Here is an 18,293-nt window from a genome sequence, read left to right on the forward strand (position 1 = left end):
GCTGAGGTGCTGAGGTGCTGAGGTGCTGAGGTGCTGAGGTGCTGAGGTGCTGAGGCCAAGGAGCCTACGAAAAGATCCTGTGGGAGCGAATGAATTCGCCCCCACAAGCACCACCTGCGCTCGCGGCCCACACCCCCTGTCGGGAGGGCCAGTCAGGCTTCGGCACGCGATCAATCGCCCCCGGTCATGCACCCGTAACACCCCCTTCACGGCGCCGCAATGCAGCATTTTCACAATGCGCGGAAACCCAATGAGGATTCCGTCAATGCTGCACAAGGAACAACACGCCGCCCAACGCCCCGGTCGCAACCTGCACGTCGGGCTGGCCAGCTGCTCCACCGAGATTCTGGAAGCCCAGAAGCTGCGCTATCGCGTATTCGCCGAGGAAATGGGCGCACGCCTGGCCAGCCGCACGCCGGGCGTCGATCGTGACCTGTATGACGCCTTTTGCGACCACCTGATCGTGCGCGACGAAGATGCCGGACGGATCGTCGGCACCTATCGCATTCTGTCGCCGTCAGCGGCCCGTGAAGTCGGCAACTATTATTCCGAGAGCGAATTCGACCTGACCCGCCTGCGCCACCTGCGCAGCCGCATGGTGGAGATCGGCCGCTCCTGCATCGATCCGGACTACCGCTCCGGCGCCGTCATCACCCTGCTGTGGGCCGGGCTCGCCCGCTACATGCTTGAGAACAACCACGACTACCTGATCGGCTGCGCGTCGATCAGCATGGCCGACGGCGGGCATGCCGCGGCCAGCCTGTATAATCGCCTCAAGGACGAGCATCTGTGCCCCCTCGAATACCGGGTCTTCCCCCGCACCCCGCTACCGATCCAGGCCCTGCGCCAGGATCTGGAGGCCGATACGCCACCGCTGATCAAGGGCTACCTGCGCGCGGGGGCCTGGATCTGCGGCGATCCGGCCTGGGATCCGGACTTCAACACGGCCGACCTGCCAGTCCTGCTGCCGGTTTCCCGGCTCGACGCCCGCTACGCCAAACACTTCATGGGACGCAAGGACTGAAACCCACCAGCCCCACCCCACGCCTGATCCGCATCCTCCGCGCCGTCCATCTGGCCGGCCACCTGCTGCAAGGCCTGCTGCTGGCAGCGTTCGCTTTCCCCTGCCTGCCTGCAGCCAAGCGCCTGCGCCTCCGCCAACGCTGGTCAGCGCGCCTGCTGTCCGTCCTTGGAATCCGCCTGCAGGCCGAAGAGCCCTTCGTCGTCCCAGGCAGCCTGCTGGTGGCCAACCATGTGTCGTGGATCGATGTCTTCGTGATCAACGCCGCCTACCCGGCCGCCTTCGTGTCCAAGGCCGAGGTACGCCAGTGGCCGCTGATCGGCTGGCTCGCCGCGAAGAACGAAACGGTTTTCCTGCGCCGCGGCAGCCGCGGCCACGCGAAGATCGTGAACGGGGAAATCGGCGGACTGCTCAGCCGCGGGCGCCATGTGGCGATCTTTCCGGAGGGCACCACCACCGACGGCAGCCACGTGCTGGGTTTCCATGCGGCACTGCTGCAGCCGGCGATCGAAGCCGGCGCACCGATCCAGCCGCTGGCCATCGCCTACCGCCTGCCGGACGGCCGCTATACCCGCGCGCCGGCCTACGACGGGGAGATCAGCCTGCTCGACTGCATCAAGGCGATCATTGCAGAGCCCGAGATCGTTGCCCGGGTGCGCGTCGCTCCGGCCATCCAGCCCGGCGAACTGCCCGACCGCAAGGCCATCGCCCACGCGGCACGGGACGCCATCGCCGCGCGCATCACCGACTAAGCGCTCAGGAGGGCTTGGGCTTGCCGTGGGCCAGCCCCGGGCAGGCCACCTGGAAGACGGCCCGGTCCTCCAGCCTCACGGCGGTCAGCTCGCGCCCCCACAAACAGCCGGAATCCAGCGCCAGCAGGTTCGGCTCGACGCGCAGCCCCAGCGCCGACCAGTGGCCGAAGACCACAGTGGTATCGGCGCTCTTGCGCCCCGCCACCTCGAACCACGGCAGGTAACCCTTCGGCGCCTTGGCGACCTCGCCCTTGACCTTGAAGTCCATCACGCCGTCCTCGGTACAAAAGCGCATGCGCGTCATCGCGTTGACGATCACCCGGATACGTTCGTAGTCACGTAGATCATCGCGCCAGGCAGCCGGTTCGCTGCCCCACATGTTATGCAGCAGATCCGCATGGTAGGGCCCGGCCAGCGCACCTTCCACCTCGCGGGCCAGCGCCCGCGCCTGCGACACCGTCCAGCCCGGCAGCAGCCCGGCGTGGACCATCGCAAAACCGTTTTCTACGTGCATCAGCGGGCGGGTACGCAGCCACGCCAGCAAGGCGTCCCGATCCGGCGCGTCGAGCACCGCCTGGATGGTGTCGTCCTTGCCACGATTCCGGACTGCGCCACACGCCACCATCAGCAGGTAGAGGTCGTGATTGCCCAGCACAGTGACCGCCGCCGCCCCCAGCTCACGCACGAAACGCAAGGTCTGCAGGGAATCCGGCCCACGGTTGACCAGATCGCCAACCAGCCACAGGCGATCCCGGGATGGATCAAAGGAAACCCGGTGGAGCAACGCAGTCAGGGACTGGAAGCAGCCCTGGATGTCGCCAATTGCATAAGTTGCCATGCTTCAGTTTCCTGCCGACGCTTTCGCGATCGGACGCAGATGAGGTGCGGTGATATTGGCCGGCGTGTATTCGGGTACCCAGCGGCGCAGTTCGCGGCGGACCTCCGGCCCATCCACCGGACGGCGCTGGCGCAGCCACAGCAGCAGCGCGTCGAGCCAGCCGTCCTCGACCGGCAGGGCGCGCGCGATACGCAGCTTGGGGTGATGGGTGGCGCGGGTTTCCTCCGCGTCGGCGAGAACTTCCTCGTAAAGCTTCTCGCCGGGGCGCAGGCCGGTAAACACGATGCGGATCTCCTCCCCGCTGCGCCCGGACAGGCGAATCATGTCCTCGGCCAGCTCGGCGATCTTCACCGGCTCCCCCATGTCGAGCACGAAGATCTCGCCGCCCTTGCCCATCGAGCCCGCCTGCAGCACCAGTTGGGCTGCCTCGGGGATCGACATGAAATAGCGGGTGATCTCCGGGTGGGTCACGGTCACGGGCCCGCCGGCGGCGATCTGCTCCTGGAACTTGGGGATCACGCTGCCCGCACTGCCAAGCACGTTGCCGAAACGGACAATCTCGAATTGGGTACGCCCATGGGTCGCCAGGGCTTGGCACACCTGCTCCGCCAGGCGCTTGGTAGCCCCCATCACGTTGACGGGATTAACCGCCTTGTCGGTGGATACCAGCACGAAACGCGGAATGCCGAAGGCCACCGCACTACGCGCTACCTGCCAGGTTCCCAGGGCATTATTGCGCACGGCCTGCCAGGCATTGGCATCCTCCATCAGTGGCACATGTTTGTAGGCCGCGGCGTGGAAGATCACGTGCGGACGGTAGCGGCCCAGCACCTCGTCCACTCGAACCGCATCCTTCACGTCGCCCGCCAGCGGCACCAGCTGCACGTTCGGGAAATAGGCCTGGAATTCCTCGCACAGGCGATACAACGCGAACTCCGACAACTCGAAGCAGATCAGCACCGACGGCTCGAAGCGGGCGATCTGACGGCACAGCTCGGAACCGATGGAGCCGCCCGCCCCGGTCACCATCACCGTCTTGCCGCGCAGGTATTCTTTGACCTCGGCGGCATTGATACGCACCGGGTCGCGCCCCAGCAAGTCTTCCACATCCACCTGGCGGACATCGCCGACATTCACGCGGCCCAGCATCACGTCCTCGATGGCCGGTACGGTCAGCGCCTTCACGCCAGCCCGCACGCAGATGCTGGTCACGCTGCGGCGCAACTCATGGCGCTCCTGGGGCAACGCGATGATGGCGTGGCCGACGCGGTGTTCCGTAGCCACCCGGGCCAGATCGGCAAAGGCACCGAGCACCTTGCAGCCGTAGATTTCCCGCCCCTCGCTCTCCCGCGTCTTGTCGAGCAGGCCGACGACCCGCCACTCGGAAGAACGGGACAACTCCCGGATCAACCCGACCGCGGCCTCGCCGGCCCCCATCACGATGACCGGCTGTCCCTGGGCGCGCAATGCGCCGTACAGCCGGAACTCCTTCCAGGTCCGGTAGAGGGCCCGCGTGCCACCCATGTACATGACGAGCAGCAAGGGCTGCAGGATGTAGATCAGGCGCGGCACCGTCGGGTGGTAACGCACCGCGACGACCAGCACCAGCGGCGTCACCAGGGTGGCAACCCCCACCGCCCGTAGGATGCGCAGCAGATCGGGCAGGCTGGCAAAAACCCAGATCCCGCGGTATAGGCCGAAGGCCCGCAGCAGCGCGCCCTGCAGCAGCAGCACGATGGGCAATGCCACGCCGAAGGCCGGTATGAATGCGGCGGGAATGTCGGTATTGAAACGGATCAGGTAGGCCAGCCACCAGGTCAGCGCGACCCCGAACAGGTCCGACAGGAACACCAGCAATGACCGGGACATAACTTCCTTCACGACCTGGCAGCGTCAGCGGCTTCGAAACGCCGCCAGCGGTGGTCCACCCACACGCCCACCGCCAGAAAGACAATGGCCCACATTGTAAGCGTGATGCACTGCAGCGAAAACCCTGAGGGCAGGACCAGCACCGCCGAAATGCCCGTTCCAAGCATCAAAGCATAGGCGCGCAGGGCTGTGCCCCGATGGCCCAGGCCCATCCGCACCATGCGCTGGTAATAGTGGCTGCGATGCGCCTGCCAGACCTTTTCGCCGCGCAGGGCACGTCTCAGCAAGGTGACGCTGGCATCCAGCACGAAGGGCGCGAAGACCAGCAGCGGGAACCACAGCGGCCACGCACCGCCCCCCCACCCCACCAGACCGAGGGAACCCGCCAGGAAGCCGAGTGGCACCGAGCCCACGTCGCCCATGAAGATGCGCGCCGGATGGAAGTTGAACAACAGGAAGCCGGCCGCCCCCGCCGCGATGGACGCGCTTGTCAGGGCCAGGCCCAAACGCCCTCCCAGATAGGCCGCTACCGCGTAGGCCGCGAAGCCGAACAGGGCCATCCCCCCGGCCAGCCCGTCGGAGCCGTCCATGAAGTTGTAGAGATTGGCCAGCCACACCAGGGATACCAGCAGCAGCACCGCCATCGCCCACCCCAGCGGGAAGCTCGCGCCATACAGGAAACCTGCGGCCACCAGCACCTGCACCAGAAAGCGCAAGCGCGCCGGCAGCGTATGGCGGTCGTCGAGCAAGCCGAGCAGGGCCAGCACCCCGGCGCCACCGAAGGCCAGCAGCACATTCGCCGGCAACCAGCCGGACGCCGCCGTCAGCCCCACCCCGACCAGGCTGCCTGCCATGACCCCGACGCCGCCGGTACGCGGGATGGGCTGCGAATGCAGGGAACGCTCATTCGGGTGATCGAGAAAATACAGCCGGCTCGCGGGGTGGCAGCACGCCCGCGTGGTCAGCCAAGCCGCCAGCCATGCCATCGGCACAGCCAGCCAGCGCAATGTATCGGACATGCTTGCCTGTCAGTAAAAAAACGGAATTCCGCCGCAGTATCCGGCAACAGCCTTTCCAGCCGCAACCGCGGCGGGCTGCCGCGGCTTACGGAGCCTGCACGTATTTGCTATATTCGCGAGCCCATTGGATGTACCCGGCGACGCGCCCATCGGCGCAGATCCGCCCCTTTTCCCCCATGCCGAGTCTGCCGTTTTTCCTGCCCCTCGCCCATCGCACGCTCATCTGGCAGCTTGGCCGACGGGAAGTGCTCGGGCGCTATCGCGGCTCCCTGCTTGGCGTCGGCTGGTCCTTCGTGACCCCGGTGATGATGCTGGCGGTCTATACCTTCGTCTTCGTCGACGTCTTCAAGGCCCGCTGGCCGGGCGCCGGACACGAGGGCGGCGGACTGACCTTCGCGCTGTTCATCTTCGCCGGCCTGATCGTCTTCAACCTGTTTGCCGAGATCGCCGGACGCGCCCCGCGCCTGATCGTGGACCAGCCCAATCTGGTCAAGAAGGTCGCTTTCCCCCTCGAGATCCTCCCGTGGGTCGCAGTGCTGTCGGGGCTGTTCCATCTTGCGCTGAGCGTACTGGTGCTGCTGGCTGCGGTCGCCTTCCTGCACCCTGGCGGCATACAGCCCAGCGCGCTCGCCCTGCCGCTGGTTCTGCTGCCCTTCCTGCCCTTCCTGCTCGGACTGGGCTGGCTGCTCTCCGCGCTGGGCGTATTCATCCGCGACATCGGGCAGATCATGAACTTCGTGATCAGCCTCGCCATGTTCCTCTCCCCGGTGTTCTACCCGCTGGAGTCCCTTTCCGAACCGATGCGAAGCTGGATGTACTTCAACCCGCTGACCGCGATCATCGACAACATGCGCCGCGTGCTGCTGCAGGGCCTGTGGCCCGACTGGAACACCCTGGCGCTGTTCGCCGCGGCGGCCTGTGCCTTCGCTGTGCTGGCGGCAGTCCTTTTCCAGGCCACGCGCAAGGGGTTTGCCGATGTCCTCTGATGCGATCGCCATCCGGGCCAGCGGCCTGAGCAAGAATTACCAGCTGTACGACAGCCCCTTCGACCGCCTCAAGCAGTTACTGACCGGCGACCGCCATCGATACGGCCGCACCTTCCACGCCCTCCAAGACGTCGGCTTCACGCTCCGCAAGGGCGACGTCCTGGGCCTGATCGGACGCAACGGCGCCGGCAAGTCCACCCTGCTGCAACTGATCTGCGGCACCCTCACCCCGACCGAGGGAAAACTCGAGGTGAACGGCCGCATCGCCGCACTGCTCGAACTGGGCGCGGGCTTCAACCCGGACTTCAGCGGCCGTGAGAACGTCTTCCTCAACGCCTCCATCCTCGGGCTCAGCCGTGCCGAGACCGAAGCCCGCTTCGACGACATCGTGGCCTTCTCCGGCATCGGCGACTTCATCGACCAGCCGGTCAAGACCTACTCAAGCGGGATGTACGTAAGGCTGGCCTTCTCGATCGCCACCAGCATCGAGCCCGACATCCTGGTTATCGACGAGGCGCTGTCGGTCGGCGACGGCGAATTCGCCCGCAAGTCCTTCGACCGCATCATGCAGCTACGGGACAAGGGCGCGACGATCCTGTTCTGCTCCCACTCGATGTATCACATCGAGGCCATCTGCACCCGCGCCCTCTGGCTGGAGCGCGGCCAGATCCGCATGGAAGGCGAGCCGGGCAAGGTCACCCAGGCCTTCAACACGGCACTTCTGGTGGACAGCCCCAGCCACGCCGGCGGAGAAACACCGCCCGTCGCCATCGAAACCACCGACCAGCCCCATCAACCGGAAGCAGCCGCCGCAGCACCCGCCGCCCCCGGACAGGCACGCTTCGTCAGGATCACCGCGGAAACCGACGGACAGGCCGGCCAGCAGGTCTGCCTGCGCGCCGGGGAGTCGGACCTGCGCGTCCGCATCGAATTCACGTCGGATCCCGCCCTGCCAGCCCCCTCCATCGCCTTCGGCATCGAGAACAACAACGGCCTCACCATTACCAGCGCCGGCAGTCTTTACGATGGCGCCCCCCTGCAACGCCGTCCCGACGGCAGCGGCACGGCGGAACTGGTATTGCCGCGCTTTCCGTTGATGCGCGGCGAATACAGCATGAGCTTCTTCCTCGGCTGCGAACGCATGATGCACATCTACGACCATGCCCCCCACAGCATCCGGATCGAGGTCATGCAGACCGGTATCGAACAGGGTGTCGTCTTTATCCCACGCCAGTGGCAAAGCCTGGACAGCACAGATGACAACGCAGCCCCCCGGCGCTGAAGCCACGCTGGAGGTCCGGCCCGCCGCGGCCACGGACGCGCCGCAGGTCCGCGCGCTCTTCGAGGAAGTGTTCAAGCACGCCATCAGCCCGGCGATGCTGCACTGGAAGTACGCCGAAGGAAGGGGGCAGTCCTGGGGCGCCTGGGAGCCGGACGGCACACTGCTGGTGCACTGCGGCGTTTTCTTCCGGCGGGCCCTGGCGGCCGGCCAGCCCGTACGCGCCGCCCAGCTCGGTGACCTGATGGCCAGCGCCCGCAAGCCGAGCGGCCTGGCCCGCCAGCAATCACCCTTCGCCTGCATGATCCGCGAACTGCTGGCCGCCCAGCCCTGCCCCGAGAACCCGGACGCCATCTGCTTCGGTTTCCCGAGCGACCGCGCCATGCGCCTGGGCGAGAGGATCGGCGTATTCGCATCGATCGACCGGGTCTTCAACCTGGCCTTCACCCCGCGGCAGCCCGAGGGGCATGCCGATTCCTGCACGCCCGTCACGCTCAACGCCCGGACCTGCCGGACCATCGACCGGCTGTGGTCAGCGATGGCCGCCGACCTGCCGCAGCAGCTCGTCGGCGTGCGCGATGCGGCCTACCTGCAATGGCGCTATGTCGAACACCCCGAACACCGCTACCAGCTGCTCCTCGTCCGCAGCCGCTGGCTGAAGCGGCCGCTCGGCGTACTGGTGGTGCGTGGCGAGGGCGAGGAACGCGAGCTGATGGATATCGTCGCGCCGCTGCGCAACATCCCCCGCCTACTCAAGGCGAGTCGCGAATGGCTGGCGCGCAGCGGCGGCCAACGCCTGAACCTGTGGCTGAGCAGCAGCTTCGCCACCCGCTTCGCCCCGCTGGCCGATTCCTGCGAGGCGCTGGAATTCCGGATCATGGCCAACCCTCTCGGCCCCGCGCACATCCTCGAGCGCTTCCACGAGGCTTGGTGGCTGACCAGCGGCGACACGGACTACCGCTAGATGCACATCTGCTACCTCCTGATGTCGTCCGAGCTGTGCGGAGGCGTGCGGGTCGTCTTCGACCAGGCCCGTTTCCTGAAGCAGCGTGGCCACCGGGTCAGCATCCGTGCATTGCGCGGTGCCCACGACTGGTATCCCTACCCTCTCGACATCGAGTACGTTACCGACCTGGCCGAACCCTTTGCCGGACCACCGCCGGACGTGCTCATCGCCACCTTCTGGCTCAGCGTCGAACCCGCCCTGCGCCTCGGCATTCCCCGCACCCTGCACCTGTGCCAGGGCTACGAGGGCGACATCCGCGAATACCGGGAAATCCGCCCGCAGATCGAAGCGGCCTACCTCCACCCCATCCCCAAGCTGACGATCGGCCCCTGGCTCATCGAGCGCCTGCAGCAGGTGTTCGGCACCGCGGCCTTTCCGGTGCACGATATCGGCCAGATTGTCGATGTGGACATGTACACGCCACCGGCCCGCCCTTGGCGACGCTGGTGGCGCCGCCTGCGGCAGGCCCCGTGGCGGGTGCTGGTTGTCGGGCAGTACGGCATCGACGTCAAGGCCATCGGGGATGCGCTACATGCCGTTCGCCTGCTCAGGGAACGGGGGCTGCGCATCGAACTGCTCCGGGTCTCCACCGCCGAGCCTGGCGAGGAGGAACGCGCGATCACACCGATCGACGCCTACCACGTGGCCATTTCCCCTGCAGTCATGCACACCCTGATCTGCTCGGCAGACGCCGCCGTGGCGCCCTCCCTGGAAGGCGAAGGCTTCGGGCTGCCGCTGGCCGAGGCGCTAGCCTGTGGCATTCCCTGCGTCGCCACGCGGATTTCATCCTTTACGCGCTTCGCCCCCGAGGCCGACTATGCCGTTTTCGCCGAACCCGGCAACCCCACCAGCCTCGCTGAAGGGCTCCAGTCCCTCCTCGAGGACGGCGCGCTGCGCCGCCGCCTGCGCCTCCGCGGCCCGCCGATCATCCGCCAGCACTACAGCGGCCCCGCCATCGCCGCGCGCCTGGAAGCGGTCCTGATGCAAGCCGAGGATTCCACGCCGAGCCTCGCCCCCTGAACCCCCATGCCTTTTCGTGACACCCTGCCCACCTGGCGGCATTACTTTCTCGACCTTCCGCGCTGGGCCATCGGCCTGGGCGGCCCAGCCCTGCAGGCGCGGATGCACCGCTTCCACCAGGGCGACCTCCCACCGACCCGCCATGGACTGCAGTTCCTGTGGGGTGCCGACGCCGACGCGCAGCGCCTGGATGAAGCATGTCGGCAGGCCTTGCAGGTCAAGATCGAGCGTGAGTCGGACGCCTACCGCGCCTTCCTGCCCTTGCCTCTGCGCTTCGAACTGGATGGGCTGCCGCACCTGCAGGAGGCCCGCCGGCAGAGCGGGCCTATCTTCCTGCTGACCGGCCACTTCGGCAGCTTCTACACCATCGCAGTCGCCCTCCAGCAAGCTGGCATCCCGGTCTTTCCGGTCGCCCGCACGGTCGATGACAGCCCGGCCAACCCCACCCCGCGCCGCCTGTTCGAACGCTTCAACTACGCCAGCACAGAGAGGCGCATCGGCGGCCACTACCTATACACCGATTTCGCCGGCTGGATGGACAAACGCCTTGTCGCCGTGTGCCGCCAAGGCGGCGTCGTCCTGGTTCTGCCCGATCTGCCCCGCCGCCTGTTTGCCAGCGGCCGGCGCGCCGTCACCTTGTTCGACCAACCGGCCACCCTGCCTGCCCGCCTGTTCGAACTGGGCCACAAGTACAAGGCGCGCTTCCTGCCCGTATGGAGCCAGGTGGGAGCCGAAGGACGCCGGCAACGCCAGCTGCGCATCGAAGCCCCGTTATCGACCACCTCCGTGGATGCAACCCTGCAAGGCTACGCGGACAGCCTGACCCGCGTCGTCCGGCAGACGCCCTGGCAGTGGATGGCCCTCCCGATCATCGAGCAGTACCTGGAAACACCGGACGCCCAATGAAGATTTCCGCCCTGCTGGTCAACTACCACACCGCCCCGCTGCTGGCCGGTGCCGTAGCGTCCCTGCTGGAGCAACAGGGCATCGATGGCCTCGAAATCATCGTCGTGGACAACAGCGAATCCGACGAGGAATACGCCCGCCTGCGCGCAGCTCTCCCGTCCGCCGTCCAGACCGTACAGAACACGCGCAACACCGGCTTTGCCGCCGCCTGCAACACCGCCATGGCACAGGCCTCGGGCGACGCCGTGCTGCTCCTCAACCCGGATGCCCGGCTGCGCCCCGGCGCCCTCGCCCGCCTGGCCGCCACCCTGTTCGCGTCGCCGCGTACAGGGGCCGTGGGGCCGCTGACCTTCTGGGACGACGAGGAACGCTTCGCCCTGCCGCCCAGCACCTTTCCATCCCGCAACGATTACCTGCGCCGCGCCATCTCGCGCCTGCACCCGCGCCTCGGCGTACGCTACGCACAGGCCTTCCGCCGCCAGGCCCTGCAGCTCTGGACGGCCCGGCAACCGGTGCAAGTCGACGCCTTGTCCGGCGGCCATGTGCTGCTCAAGCGCACCGCCATCGACAAGGCCGGCGGCCTGTTCGATGAACGCTTCTTCATGTACTGGGAAGACTCCGACCTGATGCAACGTCTGCACGACGCCGGCTACCGCCTCTTCGTCGAACCGGGAGCGCACGCCATTCATCACTACGACCACCATCCCGGCAAGGACGCCCTGATGTCCCAGGGCTGGCCGATCTATCGCGCCAAACACCTCGAGGGCAGACTGCGCGCCCGCCTGGCCGAGTTCATCGAGCGCCACGCCGCCCCGGGCCTGCCGACACCGCCGGAACTCCAGCCCAAGGCCGGCAAAGCAATCCGCATCCCCGTACCGACGGAACTGCAGCCCGCGTGGCTGCTGGAAATCAGCCCGACGCCGGACTTCGTGCCGGCCATGGGGCGGATCGGGCATGGCCCCCACGCCGAAATCCCAGCTGAATGCTGGCAACGCTTCACCGGCGGGCGCTACTTCATCCGCCTCGGCTCCGCCACGCGGCCCAGCGCTCCACAAACCTGCTGGAGCTGGCTCAACTAGACACATCCGCTCGCCCATGGAACACACGCTCATTCCCTACGAGGCAGGTCCGCTGCCGGCGGACGAGACCATTCTCGTCCTGGCCCCCCATCCGGACGACGAGATCTTCGGCTGTGGCGGAGCGCTGGCCCTACACGCCGACGCGGGCGCCCGCCTCCACGTGGTACTGGTCACCGGTGGCGACGCGGCCGGCGAGGCCGCCGCCCGCCTCGAGGAAAGCCGCGCGGCCGCCCGGGCCCTGGGCATCCCGGAGCCGGACTGCTGGGGCATCCCCGACCGCCACGTCAGTAACGACACCGGCCTGGCCGGACGCATTCGCGACGCCATCATGGCAACCGGCGCGACACTCGTCTACGCCCCGTCTCTGTGGGAGAACCACCCGGATCACCGGGGGCTGGCCGAAGCTACGCTGCAGGTCGTGCGCGAACTCGGCCACGTCGGCTGGATGGCCTACGAGGTCAGCGCACCGCTGCGCCCCAACCTGCTCATCGACATCGGCCCCGTGCTTGAACGCAAGCACGCGGCAATGGCTTGCTTCCCGTCACAGCTGGCCGTGCAGGCGTACGACCGCCACCTCAACGCGCTCAACGTGTTCCGCACTTACACGTTGCCAGCTCCCGTCCTTGCCGCCGAGGCCTACGAATACTATCCGCGAGCCTCCCTGCTCGATGGCGGCCTGACCCTGCTCGAACAGGAACAACGACGGCTGGAGCAATTTTTCGCCCCTCCCCCGGCTGCGGCCCCTACCGAAAACCCCTTGCAGGGCGAGGTGGACAGCCTCAGGCGCCAACGCGATGAACTCCTCGCCTCCACCTCCTGGCGCCTCACCCGCCCCTTGAGGGCACTGCGCCGCCTGCTCGATCGGGGCAAGAAGCACCAATAAGTCACGGCCCAGCCCATGCATTGAGGAGGCAAAAAGTTCATATAGGAGAATCCGTGATATATTCTCCTATATGAACTTTTCCGTGCACATTCCCCTAGACGTCCAGCCCGAGCAGCGGGAGCGCCTGGCCGCCCTGCAGCAGGCGGTGGCGGAAGTGTGCAACGCGCTGGCGCCCATCGTGCGGGACACCCGCTGCTGGAACCGGGTCGGCCTGCACCACCTGGCCTACCGCAGCCTGCGCGAACGCTTCCCGCAGGTCGGCTCGCAGATGATCTGCAACGCGATCTATTCCGTGTCGCGCACCTGTCGCCTGCTCTTCCAGCACCCGCAAAGCCCCTTCAACGTCGCCCGCCACCCGGACAAGCCGCTGCCGCTATTGCAGTTCCAGCCCAGCCTGCCGGTGTATTTCGACCGCCACACGCTCAGCGTCAAGGTCGGCCAGCTGTCCATGTACACCCTGGACGGTCGCATGAAGTTCCAGCTCAACCTCACCGACGCCGACGTACAGCGCTTCAAGGAAAACAAGCTGCGCGAGATCGTGCTGACCCAGACCCAGGAAGGCTACCGCCTGTCCTTCACCTTCGCCGATCCCCAGGCCAGCGACACGGAAAGCTCCGACAGCAGCCTCGACGACAGCGGCGATCTCCCCGAATACGTGCTCGTCTCCGAAGACAGCCTTCCCTCCCATCCGACTGCGGCAGAGCCCCAGCCGGCATCCGTCTAAGCCCCTTTTCAGGTAACAGCCATGAAACCCGGCGAAAAACTCTCCGCGCTGCGCGAAGCATTGCTGCAACAGAAACCCGCCTTCCACAAGGTGATCTTCTTCAGCTTCTTCATCAACCTGCTGGTCATGGCACCCACGGTGTACATGCTGCAGGTCTATGACCGGGTGGTGAACAGCCGCAGCCTGACGACCCTGGGCATGCTGACCCTGCTGATCGTGGTGCTCTACATCGTCATGGAAGCGCTGGAATGGGTGCGCAACGGCATCCTCCACCAAATCGCGCTGAAGTTCGACGCACACATCAACGAGCGGGTCTTCAACACCGTCTTCGAAGCCAACCTGCGCCGCATCCCCGGAGCCACCGCCCAGGTGCTGCAGGATCTGCGCACGGTGCGCGACTTTATCTACAGCCACGCGCTGACCGCGATCATCGACGTGCCCCTGTCGATGCTCTACATCTTCGCGATCTTCTACATCAACCCGGAGATGGGCTGGATGTCCATCATCGGTGCATTGATCCAGGTCGGTCTGGCATGGCTCACCGAACGGGATACGCAGGCCCCCCTCGCCGCCGCCAACCGTTCCGCCATTGCGGCGCAGAACTACGCCGCCAACAGCCTGCGCAACGCCCAGGTCATCGAGGCAATGGGCATGCAGGGCGGCATCCACAAGCGCTGGCTCAAGCGCCAGAACGAAACCCTGCGCCAGCAGGCCCTGGCCTCCGACAAGGCCGGAGCCTACTCGGCCCTGTCCAAGTTCGTGCAGCAGTCCCAGTCTTCCCTGCTGCTCGGCGCCGGCTGCTGGTTCATCATCGCCGGCCTGTTTCCCCACGGCGGTGGCCTCGTCATCGTCGCCTCGACCCTCGGCGGCAAGCTGCTGTCGCCGATCGTGCAAGTCATCGGCTCGTGGAAGCAGGTGGTGGCGGCGCGGGAAGCCTATGCGCGCCTCAACACCCTCCTCAACAACGTCGCCCTGCGCGAACCCGGCATGCCGCTGCCCGCCCCCAAAGGCCAGCTGTCGGTCGAAGGCGTGGTGGCCGGCGCCCCCGGCGCCCCGGCGGCCATCCTGCGCGGTGTGACCTTCGGCGTTGCCCCCGGCACGGTGGTCGGCCTGATCGGCCCGTCCGCCTCCGGCAAGTCCACGCTGGCCCGCCTGCTGGTCGGCGTGTGGCCCGCCGCCAGCGGCAAGGTGCGCCTCGACGGGGTGGATATCTACCCGTGGAGCAAGGCCGAACTGGGCCCGCACCTCGGCTACCTGCCACAGGAGGTCGAGCTCTTCGACGGCGCGCTGGCCGAGAACATCGCCCGCTTCGGCGAGGTGGACATGGCCAAGGTGGAGGCCGCCGCCCGCGCCGTCGGCATCCACGACATGATCATGTCCCTGCCCGACGGCTACCAGACCAGCATTGGCGACAACGGCTGCCGCCTGTCCGGCGGCCAGCGCCAGCGCATCGGCCTGGCGCGGGCGATCTACGACAACCCGCGCTTCATCGTCCTCGACGAGCCCAACTCCAGCCTCGATGAAGCCGGCGAGCGCTCCCTGGTGCAGATGCTGTTGAGCCTCAAGGCCCAAGGCTCGACCATCATCGTAATCACCCACCGCACCAGCGTGCTGGTGGCCGTGGACAACCTGCTGCTGCTGACCGACGGCCAAGTGAAGGCCTACGGCCCGCGTGACGAAGTCCTCGCTGCCCTGCAGCGCGGCGCCCAGCAGGCCGTGGCGGCGCCCCAGCCGGCCGCCGCCTGACCCCCACATCCAGCCCATCGAATCCTGATGAAGACTCCTTCCTCCTTCCGGCACAGCGAGCTGCGCACCGTCCTGTGGGCCTTCCGCCGCGAGTTCGCGGTATGCCTGCTGTTCTCGGTGCTGATCAACATCCTGATGTTGACCCCGACGATGTACATGCTGCAGCTGTTCGACCGGGTCATGCTCAGCCAGAACCTGGTCACGCTGACCGTACTGACCATCGTCATGCTGTTCTGCTTCGCCGCGGTGGCCTTTGCCGAATGGTCCCGCTCGCGGGTGCTGGTCCGCCTCGGCGTCAAGCTCGACCAGCAACTCAACTCCCGCGTCTTCGCCGCCAGCTTCGAGGCAGCGCTGCGCCAGCAGGGCAAGAACCCCACCCAGGGCTTTGGCGATCTGGCCAACGTCCGCCAGTTCCTCACCGGCAACGGGCTGTTCGCGCTGATGGACGCCCCGTGGACACCAATCTACCTGGCCGTGCTGTTCCTGCTGCACCCGTGGCTGGGCATTCTGGGCATCGTCTTCTCGCTGATTCTCGCCGGCATGGCCTGGGTCTCCCACCGTCTGTCCCATGCCTCCATCGAGGCCGCCCAGGAAGCCGGTGGCCAGGTCGGCGGCTACATCCACAGCAAGCTGCGCAACGCCGAGGTCATCGAGGCGATGGGCATGCTCGACAACCTGCGCGCCCGCTGGAAGACCCGCCAACAGCACTACCTGGAACTCAACCGCCAGGCCAGCGACGTGTCCGAGCGGGTCAAGGCGATGACCAAGTTCGTGCGCTACACCCAGCAGTCCCTGGCCCTGGCCGCCGGCGCGGTGCTGGTGATCCGCGGCGAGCTGAGCCCCGGCGCGATGATCGCCGCCAACGTGCTACTCGGCCGCACCACCCAGCCGGTGGACATGATCGTGATGACCTGGAAGTCCTTCCTGTCCGCCCGCAAAGCCTTCCTGCGACTCGAAGAAACCCTGGCCCAGAATCCGCCGCGGGACACCACCCTAGTCCATCCCGAACCCAAGGGGCAGCTGAGCCTGAAGAACGTGATCGCTACCGCGCCATCCCGTCCGCAGGCCATCCTCAAGGATCTGAGCATCGATTTCCCGGCCGGCGAGGTGATCGGGGTGGTCGGCCCGTCCGGCTCCGGCAAGTCCACCCTGGCCCGCACCCTGGTCGGCATCTGGCCTTACACCGATGGCCGCGTGCTGCTCGACGGCGTACCGCTGGAGCGCTGGGAACGGGATGAGCTGGGTCCGCACCTGGGCTATCTGCCTCAAGACATCGAGTTGTTCGAGGGCACGATCGCCGAGAACATCGCCCGCTTCGGCGAGGTCGAGCCGGACAAGGTCATCCGGGCCTGCCAGCGCGCCGGCGTGCACGACATGATCCTGCGGTTCCCCCAAGGCTACGACACCGAGATGGGCCAGGCCGGCGGCCTGCTGTCCGGCGGCCAGCGCCAGCGCATCGCTCTGGCCCGGGCGATGTACGGCGACCCCAAGCTGCTGGTCCTCGACGAACCCAATTCCAACCTCGACGACGTCGGCGAGAACGCACTTCTGAAGGCCGTTCAGGACCTCAGGCAGCAGGGCAGCACCGTATTCGTGATCACCCATCGGCCCAGCGTGCTCAGCGTGGCCGACCGCCTGCTGGTGCTCAACGACGGCCGCATCGCCCTGTACGGCCCCCGTCCCGACGTCATCGCCACGCTGCAGGCCCAGGCTGCCGCCCAGCAGAACCCCGGCGCCGTGGCCCAGCCCGCCTGAACACCGTAATCGCCCAATTTTCCAGAGAAGCCCTCATGGTCAATCAAACCGCACCCAACTCCGGCGACCTGCCCGTCGCCGCCAAGCCGCAGCAGGACAGCGAAGCGCTGCTGCCCACCGACACCAGCCGCCCCGCCCGCATCGGCCTGTGGGTCCTCGGCCTCGGCTTCGGCGGCTTCCTGCTGTGGTCCTCTCTGGCCCCCCTCGATGAAGGCGTCCCGACCTCCGGCATTGTCACCATCGACACCAAGCGCAAGACCATCCAGCACCTCAGCGGCGGCATCGTCAAGGAGATCTTCGTCAAGGAAGGCGAGTTCGTGAAAGCCGGCACACCGCTGGTACGCATCGACGACGCCACCACCCAGGCCAATTTCGAATCGGTCCGCCAGCACTACCTGACCGTCCGCGCAATGGAAGGCCGGTTGGTAGCCGAGCAGACCGGGCAAGGCAAGATCACCTTCCACCCCGACCTGCAGAAGGAAAGCGGCGACCCGTTGGTCCGCCAGACCATGGACACCCAGCAGAGTTTGTTCCAGTCCCGCCGCAGCGCGCTGGCGGCCGACCTGCAGGCTTACGAAGAGAACATCCGCGGCCTGGAAGCCTCGATTCAGGGCTACCAGGGCGTACTGGCCAGCCGCAAGGCCCAGCACGACAACCTGCAGGAAGAGCTGAGCGGCATTCGCGACCTGGTCAAGGAAGGCTACGCCCCGCGCAACAAGCAACTTGAGCTGGAACGCATGCTGGCCGATGCCACCGCGGCCATGGCCGACCTACAGGGCAACATCCTGCGCGCCCGCCAGGGTATCGCCGAGGCCCGCGCCCGCGCTCGCGCCCGCCAGGAGGAATACCGCAAGGAAGTGGACGGCCAGCTCGCCGACGTGCGACGGGAAGTCCAGGCCGACGCCGACAAGCTGAAGGCCTCCGGCGACGAACTGACCCGCACCACCATCCGCTCCCCGGTCGAAGGGCAGGTCGTCGGCCTGGCCACCCAGACCGTCGGCGGCGTCATCGGACCGGGCCAGAAACTGATGGACGTAGTGCCGCGCCACGAATCCCTGCTGCTCGAAGCCCATGTGCCGCCGCACCTGATCGACCGCCTCAAGCCCGGCCAGGAGACCGACGTGCGCTTCTCGACCTTTGCCCACTCCCCGGCGCTGGTCGTCGAAGGCAAGGTCGATTCGATCTCCACCGACCTGATCACCGAGCCGGCCAGCGGCAACGCCCCCGCCAGCGCCTACTACCTGGCCCGTATCTCCCTCACCGAGAAAGGGCTAAAGGAGCTCGGCAATCGCCAGATGCAGGCCGGCATGCCCGCCGAGGTCGTCATCAAGACCGGCGAACGCACCGTCCTGAACTACCTGCTGCACCCGCTGCTCAAGCGCCTCGCCGCGTCGATGAAAGAGGAATAAG

The 18,293-nt window shown here is 66.9% G+C and carries 16 protein-coding genes; 13 read left to right on the forward strand and 3 right to left on the reverse strand.

What is annotated here, in order from left to right:
- The first annotated feature begins 250 nt into the window (after positions 1-250).
- Positions 251-1,024, forward strand: coding sequence for a GNAT family N-acetyltransferase (locus tag ACE3RX_RS16695; protein ID WP_374486104.1), 774 nt, complete (start codon positions 251-253; stop codon positions 1,022-1,024).
- Positions 1,025-1,242: 218 nt separating this feature from the next.
- Positions 1,243-1,773 (forward strand): lysophospholipid acyltransferase family protein, encoded by a 531-nt coding sequence (locus ACE3RX_RS16700; RefSeq protein ID WP_374486105.1) that lies wholly within the window; start codon positions 1,243-1,245, stop codon positions 1,771-1,773.
- A 4-nt stretch (positions 1,774-1,777) separates the two neighbouring features.
- On the opposite strand, the gene ACE3RX_RS16705 is transcribed toward ACE3RX_RS16700, so the two are convergent.
- The 3 genes from ACE3RX_RS16705 to ACE3RX_RS16715 are packed head-to-tail and all read right to left on the reverse strand — an operon-like array spanning position 1,778 to position 5,499.
- Complete coding sequence (locus ACE3RX_RS16705; RefSeq protein ID WP_374486106.1) at positions 1,778-2,611, reverse strand: symmetrical bis(5'-nucleosyl)-tetraphosphatase; 834 nt, start codon at positions 2,609-2,611, stop codon at positions 1,778-1,780.
- Between the two features lie 3 nt (positions 2,612-2,614).
- On the reverse strand, positions 2,615-4,480 hold the full coding sequence (locus ACE3RX_RS16710; protein WP_374486107.1) for a polysaccharide biosynthesis protein: 1,866 nt from the start codon (positions 4,478-4,480) through the stop codon (positions 2,615-2,617).
- 8 nt (positions 4,481-4,488) lie between these two features.
- Positions 4,489-5,499, reverse strand: a complete 1,011-nt coding sequence (locus ACE3RX_RS16715) for a glycosyltransferase family 4 protein (protein WP_374486108.1) — start codon at positions 5,497-5,499, stop codon at positions 4,489-4,491.
- A gap of 176 nt (positions 5,500-5,675) precedes the next feature.
- On the opposite strand from ACE3RX_RS16715, the gene ACE3RX_RS16720 reads away from it, so the two are divergent.
- The 11 genes from ACE3RX_RS16720 (at position 5,676) to ACE3RX_RS16770 (ending at position 18,292) form a co-directional block, all read left to right on the forward strand.
- Entirely contained in the window at positions 5,676-6,485 is an 810-nt protein-coding gene (locus ACE3RX_RS16720; protein WP_374486109.1) for an ABC transporter permease, read from the forward strand.
- A complete protein-coding gene (locus ACE3RX_RS16725; RefSeq protein ID WP_374486110.1) occupies positions 6,475-7,767 on the forward strand; it encodes an ABC transporter ATP-binding protein in 1,293 nt (430 codons plus the stop codon). Before ACE3RX_RS16720 ends, ACE3RX_RS16725 begins: the two co-directional genes overlap by 11 nt.
- Positions 7,742-8,728 (forward strand): hypothetical protein, encoded by a 987-nt coding sequence (locus tag ACE3RX_RS16730; RefSeq protein WP_374486111.1) that lies wholly within the window; start codon positions 7,742-7,744, stop codon positions 8,726-8,728. Before ACE3RX_RS16725 ends, ACE3RX_RS16730 begins: the two co-directional genes overlap by 26 nt.
- Positions 8,729-9,790 (forward strand): glycosyltransferase family 4 protein, encoded by a 1,062-nt coding sequence (locus ACE3RX_RS16735; protein WP_374486112.1) that lies wholly within the window; start codon positions 8,729-8,731, stop codon positions 9,788-9,790.
- Positions 9,791-9,796: 6 nt separating this feature from the next.
- A complete protein-coding gene (locus tag ACE3RX_RS16740; RefSeq protein WP_374486113.1) occupies positions 9,797-10,696 on the forward strand; it encodes a hypothetical protein in 900 nt (299 codons plus the stop codon).
- Positions 10,693-11,775, forward strand: a complete 1,083-nt coding sequence (locus tag ACE3RX_RS16745) for a glycosyltransferase family 2 protein (RefSeq protein ID WP_374486114.1) — start codon at positions 10,693-10,695, stop codon at positions 11,773-11,775. Before ACE3RX_RS16740 ends, ACE3RX_RS16745 begins: the two co-directional genes overlap by 4 nt.
- A gap of 16 nt (positions 11,776-11,791) precedes the next feature.
- A complete protein-coding gene (locus tag ACE3RX_RS16750) occupies positions 11,792-12,658 on the forward strand; it encodes a PIG-L deacetylase family protein (RefSeq protein WP_374486115.1) in 867 nt (288 codons plus the stop codon).
- An 82-nt stretch (positions 12,659-12,740) separates the two neighbouring features.
- Positions 12,741-13,382 carry a hypothetical protein gene (locus ACE3RX_RS16755; RefSeq protein ID WP_374486116.1) on the forward strand — a complete coding sequence of 214 codons (642 nt, stop codon included), beginning with the start codon at positions 12,741-12,743 and terminating at the stop codon, positions 13,380-13,382.
- Between the two features lie 21 nt (positions 13,383-13,403).
- Positions 13,404-15,128 carry a type I secretion system permease/ATPase gene (locus tag ACE3RX_RS16760; RefSeq protein WP_374486117.1) on the forward strand — a complete coding sequence of 575 codons (1,725 nt, stop codon included), beginning with the start codon at positions 13,404-13,406 and terminating at the stop codon, positions 15,126-15,128.
- 27 nt (positions 15,129-15,155) lie between these two features.
- On the forward strand, positions 15,156-16,883 hold the full coding sequence (locus ACE3RX_RS16765; RefSeq protein WP_374486118.1) for a type I secretion system permease/ATPase: 1,728 nt from the start codon (positions 15,156-15,158) through the stop codon (positions 16,881-16,883).
- A 35-nt stretch (positions 16,884-16,918) separates the two neighbouring features.
- On the forward strand, positions 16,919-18,292 hold the full coding sequence (locus ACE3RX_RS16770; RefSeq protein ID WP_374486119.1) for an HlyD family type I secretion periplasmic adaptor subunit: 1,374 nt from the start codon (positions 16,919-16,921) through the stop codon (positions 18,290-18,292).
- Position 18,293: the final 1 nt, after the last annotated feature.

Source organism: Zoogloea sp. (assembly GCF_041914405.1).
Taxonomy (GTDB): Bacteria; Pseudomonadota; Gammaproteobacteria; order Burkholderiales; family Rhodocyclaceae; genus Zoogloea.